Below are 5,366 nucleotides of genomic sequence, written 5' to 3'. Positions count from 1 at the left end.
GAGCTGGGGTGTTTAGATGGAGAGCCTGGCGATGACCTACTTTCACACGGGAATCCGCACTATCATCGGCGCGGAGTCGTTTCACGGTCCTGTTCGGGATGGGAAGGGGTGGTACCGACTCGCTATGGTCACCAGGCTATGACTTGTCGCGTCGCTGACTTTGAGTCAACGCCGCCAATATGGGAATGTAGTAGGGGTTGTGCTTAGTGTGTATCAGGCACAAGGCAGACCCAGCCGGAAACATACCGGTTATAGGATCAAGCCGCACGGGCAATTAGTACTGGTTAGCTGAACGCATTACTGCGCTTCCACACCCAGCCTATCAACGTCCTGGTCTCGAACGACCCTTCAGGGAGATCAAGTCTCCAGGGAATCCTCATCTTCAGGCAAGTTTCCCGCTTAGATGCTTTCAGCGGTTATCTCTTCCGTACATAGCTACCCTGCGATGCCTCTGGCGAGACAACAGGTACACCAGCGGTACGTCCACTCCGGTCCTCTCGTACTAGGAGCAGCCCCCGTCAAGATTCCAACGCCCACGGCAGATAGGGACCAAACTGTCTCACGACGTTTTAAACCCAGCTCACGTACCTCTTTAAATGGCGAACAGCCATACCCTTGGGACCGGCTACAGCCCCAGGATGAGATGAGCCGACATCGAGGTGCCAAACACCGCCGTCGATATGAACTCTTGGGCGGTATCAGCCTGTTATCCCCAGAGTACCTTTTATCCGTTGAGCGATGGCCCTTCCATACAGAACCACCGGATCACTATGTCCTGCTTTCGCACCTGCTCGACTTGTCGGTCTCGCAGTTAAGCACGCTTTTGCCATTGCACTTTAGGTACGATGTCCGACCGTACCAAGCGTACCTTCGAACTCCTCCGTTACACTTTGGGAGGAGACCGCCCCAGTCAAACTGCCTACCATGCACTGTCCCCGACCCGGATTCACGGGCCAAGGTTAGAACCTCAAACAAACCAGGGTGGTATTTCAAGGACGGCTCCACCGAAACTAGCGTCCCGGTTTCAAAGCCTCCCACCTATCCTACACAGATCGGTTCAAAGTCCAATGCAAAGCTACAGTAAAGGTTCATGGGGTCTTTCCGTCTAGCCGCGGGGAGATTGCATCATCACAAACACTTCAACTTCGCTGAGTCTCGGGAGGAGACAGTGTGGCCATCGTTACGCCATTCGTGCAGGTCGGAACTTACCCGACAAGGAATTTCGCTACCTTAGGACCGTTATAGTTACGGCCGCCGTTTACCGGGACTTCAATCAAGAGCTTGCACCCCATCATTTAATCTTCCGGCACCGGGCAGGCGTCACACCCTATACGTCCACTTTCGTGTTTGCAGAGTGCTGTGTTTTTATTAAACAGTCGCAGCCACCATTTTATTGCAACCCCTTCGTCCTTCTGGCGCGAGCCAGTCAAACTACAAGGGCGTACCTTATCCCGAAGTTACGGTACCAATTTGCCGAGTTCCTTCTCCCGAGTTCTCTCAAGCGCCTTAGAATACTCATCTCGCCCACCTGTGTCGGTTTGCGGTACGGTCTCGTATGACTGAAGCTTAGAGGCTTTTCTTGGAACCACTTCCAATTGCTTCGCGACCTAAAGTCGCTCGCCCCACACCCTTGAATCACGCACCCGGATTTGCCTAAGTGCCATCTCCAATGCAGGGACCGGGACATCCAACACCCGGACAACCTTCCGCGATCCGTCCCCCCATCGCATCATACGACGGTGCAGGAATATTAACCTGCTTCCCATCAGCTACGCATCTCTGCCTCGCCTTAGGGGCCGACTCACCCTACGCCGATGAACGTTGCGTAGGAAACCTTGGGCTTACGGCGAGGGGGCCTTTCACCCCCTTTATCGCTACTCATGTCAGCATTCGCACTTCTGATACCTCCAGCATCCTTTACAAGACACCTTCACAGGCTTACAGAACGCTCTCCTACCATGCACTTACGTGCATCCGCAGCTTCGGTATATTGCTTAGCCCCGTTACATCTTCCGCGCAGGACGACTCGATCAGTGAGCTATTACGCTTTCTTTAAAGGGTGGCTGCTTCTAAGCCAACCTCCTGACTGTTTTAGCCTTCCCACTTCGTTTCCCACTTAGCAATATTTAGGGACCTTAGCTGGCGGTCTGGGTTGTTTCCCTCTTGACACCGGACGTTAGCACCCGATGTCTGTCTCCCGTGATTGCACTCTTCGGTATTCGGAGTTTGCTATGGCGGGGTAATCAGCAATAGACCCCCCAACCATGACAGTGCTCTACCCCCGAAGGTGAGACACGAGGCACTACCTAAATAGTTTTCGGAGAGAACCAGCTATTTCCAAGTTTGTTTAGCCTTTCACCCCTATCCACAGCTCATCCCCTAACTTTTCAACGTTAGTGGGTTCGGTCCTCCAGTACGTGTTACCGCACCTTCAACCTGGCCATGGATAGATCACTTGGTTTCGGGTCTACACCCAGCGACTGAACGCCCTATTCGGACTCGCTTTCGCTACGCCTTCCCTAATCGGTTAAGCTTGCCACTGAATGTAAGTCGCTGACCCATTATACAAAAGGTACGCCGTCACCCGTTTCCAGGCTCCGACTGTTTGTATGCATGCGGTTTCAGGATCTATTTCACTCCCCTCCCGGGGTTCTTTTCGCCTTTCCCTCACGGTACTGGTTCACTATCGGTCGATTACGAGTATTTAGCCTTGGAGGATGGTCCCCCCATCTTCAGACAGGATTTCACGTGTCCCGCCCTACTTGTCGTACACCTAGTTCCACAATACTGTTTTCGCATACGGGGCTATCACCCACTATGGCCGGACTTTCCATTCCGCTTTGCTAACAATACTGCTAAAGAGTACAAGGCTGATCCCATTTCGCTCGCCACTACTTTGGGAATCTCGGTTGATTTCTGTTCCTGCAGCTACTTAGATGTTTCAGTTCACTGCGTTCGCTTCTGTTACCTATGTATTCAGTAACAGATGACCCATACGGGCCGGGTTTCCCCATTCGGATATCTGCGGATCAAAGCTCGTTTGCCAGCTCCCCGCAGCTTTTCGCAGGCTACTACGTCCTTCATCGCCTGTAATCGCCAAGGCATCCACCACATGCACTTATTCGCTTGACCCTATAACGAGTATGTCTCGCTATAGGCTGAGTTCTCGCGTTGTGCCGTATTCCAAGACAATCTTTCGATTGCTCTGGTAATACTGGTTGATACAATCACAACCCAGTGTCGCGTTTTTAATGTGCGCCTCATCAACGCACCGCGACACCTTTACTACATTCCATATTGTTAAAGAACAGCCGAACTTTTACGCTCGTCTTGGCTAGGCCAAACGCAAACACCATCGACACAGCGTCGATGCTTGCGTTTGGTAACCAAAAGGTAATGGTGGAGGATGACGGGATCGAACCGACGACCCCCTGCTTGCAAAGCAGGTGCTCTCCCAGCTGAGCTAATCCCCCAGTCACGGCAGAGAACAACTTCCACCGTCCGTAACTTGGTGGGTCTGGTAGGACTTGAACCTACGACCCCCGCCTTATCAAGACGGTGCTCTAACCACCTGAGCTACAGACCCTTGGCTGTAACATCAAACAAACCGATAAGTGTGGACGCCTAACGTCGGATGCACGCTCTTAAAGGAGGTGATCCAGCCGCACCTTCCGATACGGCTACCTTGTTACGACTTCACCCCAGTCATGAACCCTACCGTGGTAATCGCCCTCCTTGCGGTTAGGCTAACTACTTCTGGTAAAGCCCACTCCCATGGTGTGACGGGCGGTGTGTACAAGACCCGGGAACGTATTCACCGCGGCATGCTGATCCGCGATTACTAGCGATTCCAGCTTCACGTAGTCGAGTTGCAGACTACGATCCGGACTACGATGCATTTTCTGGGATTAGCTCCACCTCGCGGCTTGGCAACCCTCTGTATGCACCATTGTATGACGTGTGAAGCCCTACCCATAAGGGCCATGAGGACTTGACGTCATCCCCACCTTCCTCCGGTTTGTCACCGGCAGTCTCTCTAGAGTGCCCTTTCGTAGCAACTAGAGACAAGGGTTGCGCTCGTTGCGGGACTTAACCCAACATCTCACGACACGAGCTGACGACAGCCATGCAGCACCTGTGTCCACTTTCTCTTTCGAGCACCTAATGCATCTCTGCTTCGTTAGTGGCATGTCAAGGGTAGGTAAGGTTTTTCGCGTTGCATCGAATTAATCCACATCATCCACCGCTTGTGCGGGTCCCCGTCAATTCCTTTGAGTTTTAATCTTGCGACCGTACTCCCCAGGCGGTCAACTTCACGCGTTAGCTACGTTACTAAGGAAATGAATCCCCAACAACTAGTTGACATCGTTTAGGGCGTGGACTACCAGGGTATCTAATCCTGTTTGCTCCCCACGCTTTCGTGCATGAGCGTCAGTGTTATCCCAGGGGGCTGCCTTCGCCATCGGTATTCCTCCACATCTCTACGCATTTCACTGCTACACGTGGAATTCTACCCCCCTCTGACACACTCTAGCCGTGCAGTCACCAATGCAATTCCCAAGTTAAGCTCGGGGATTTCACATCGGTCTTGCACAACCGCCTGCGCACGCTTTACGCCCAGTAATTCCGATTAACGCTTGGACCCTACGTATTACCGCGGCTGCTGGCACGTAGTTAGCCGGTCCTTATTCTTCCGGTACCGTCATCGACCCCAGGTATTAACCAGAGCCATTTCTTTCCGGACAAAAGTGCTTTACAACCCGAAGGCCTTCTTCACACACGCGGCATTGCTGGATCAGGCTTTCGCCCATTGTCCAAAATTCCCCACTGCTGCCTCCCGTAGGAGTCTGGGCCGTGTCTCAGTCCCAGTGTGGCTGATCGTCCTCTCAGACCAGCTACTGATCGTCGCCTTGGTGGGCCTTTACCCCACCAACTAGCTAATCAGACATCGGCCGCTCCTATAGCATGAGGCCTTGCGGTCCCCCACTTTCACCCTCAGGTCGTATGCGGTATTAGCTAATCTTTCGACTAGTTATCCCCCACTACAGGGCACGTTCCGATGTATTACTCACCCGTTCGCCACTCGCCGGCAGGAGAAGCAAGCTTCTCCCCCGCTGCCGTTCGACTTGCATGTGTAAGGCATGCCGCCAGCGTTCAATCTGAGCCAGGATCAAACTCTTCAGTTCAATCTGCTGTTTTCGCTCTTTACGAGCGGTCGCTCACTCTCAGAATCTGACTTGAACTTTCGTTCAAACCTTACTTCTGTGCGAGCACTTCATTACTTGTTAGCTAGCGGATCGAAATCCGCCGCATCCAGTATTAAGCGCCCACACTTATCGGCTGTTTGCTTGTTAAAGAACTTCGCG

The 5,366-nt window shown here is 52.7% G+C and carries 2 tRNA genes and 3 rRNA genes; all 5 read right to left on the bottom strand.

What is annotated here, in order from left to right:
- Positions 1–23 precede the first annotated feature (23 nt).
- Positions 24–136, bottom strand: a 5S ribosomal RNA gene (gene rrf / locus ABIC76_RS25465).
- A 117-nt stretch (positions 137–253) separates the two neighbouring features.
- Positions 254–3,132 (bottom strand): 23S ribosomal RNA (locus ABIC76_RS25460).
- A gap of 265 nt (positions 3,133–3,397) precedes the next feature.
- A tRNA-Ala gene (locus ABIC76_RS25455) sits at positions 3,398–3,473 on the bottom strand.
- Between the two features lie 36 nt (positions 3,474–3,509).
- Positions 3,510–3,586: transfer RNA gene (locus ABIC76_RS25450), tRNA-Ile, on the bottom strand.
- A 60-nt stretch (positions 3,587–3,646) separates the two neighbouring features.
- Positions 3,647–5,186: ribosomal RNA gene (locus tag ABIC76_RS25445) — 16S ribosomal RNA — on the bottom strand.
- The 16S, 23S and 5S rRNA genes sit together here with 2 tRNA genes alongside, the layout of an rRNA operon.
- Positions 5,187–5,366 lie beyond the last annotated feature (180 nt).

Origin of the sequence: Ralstonia sp. 1138, from assembly GCF_040544795.1 — a bacterium.
GTDB classification, from domain to species: domain Bacteria; phylum Pseudomonadota; class Gammaproteobacteria; order Burkholderiales; family Burkholderiaceae; genus Ralstonia; species Ralstonia flatus.
This window is presented reverse-complemented; position numbering and strand designations above follow the sequence as displayed.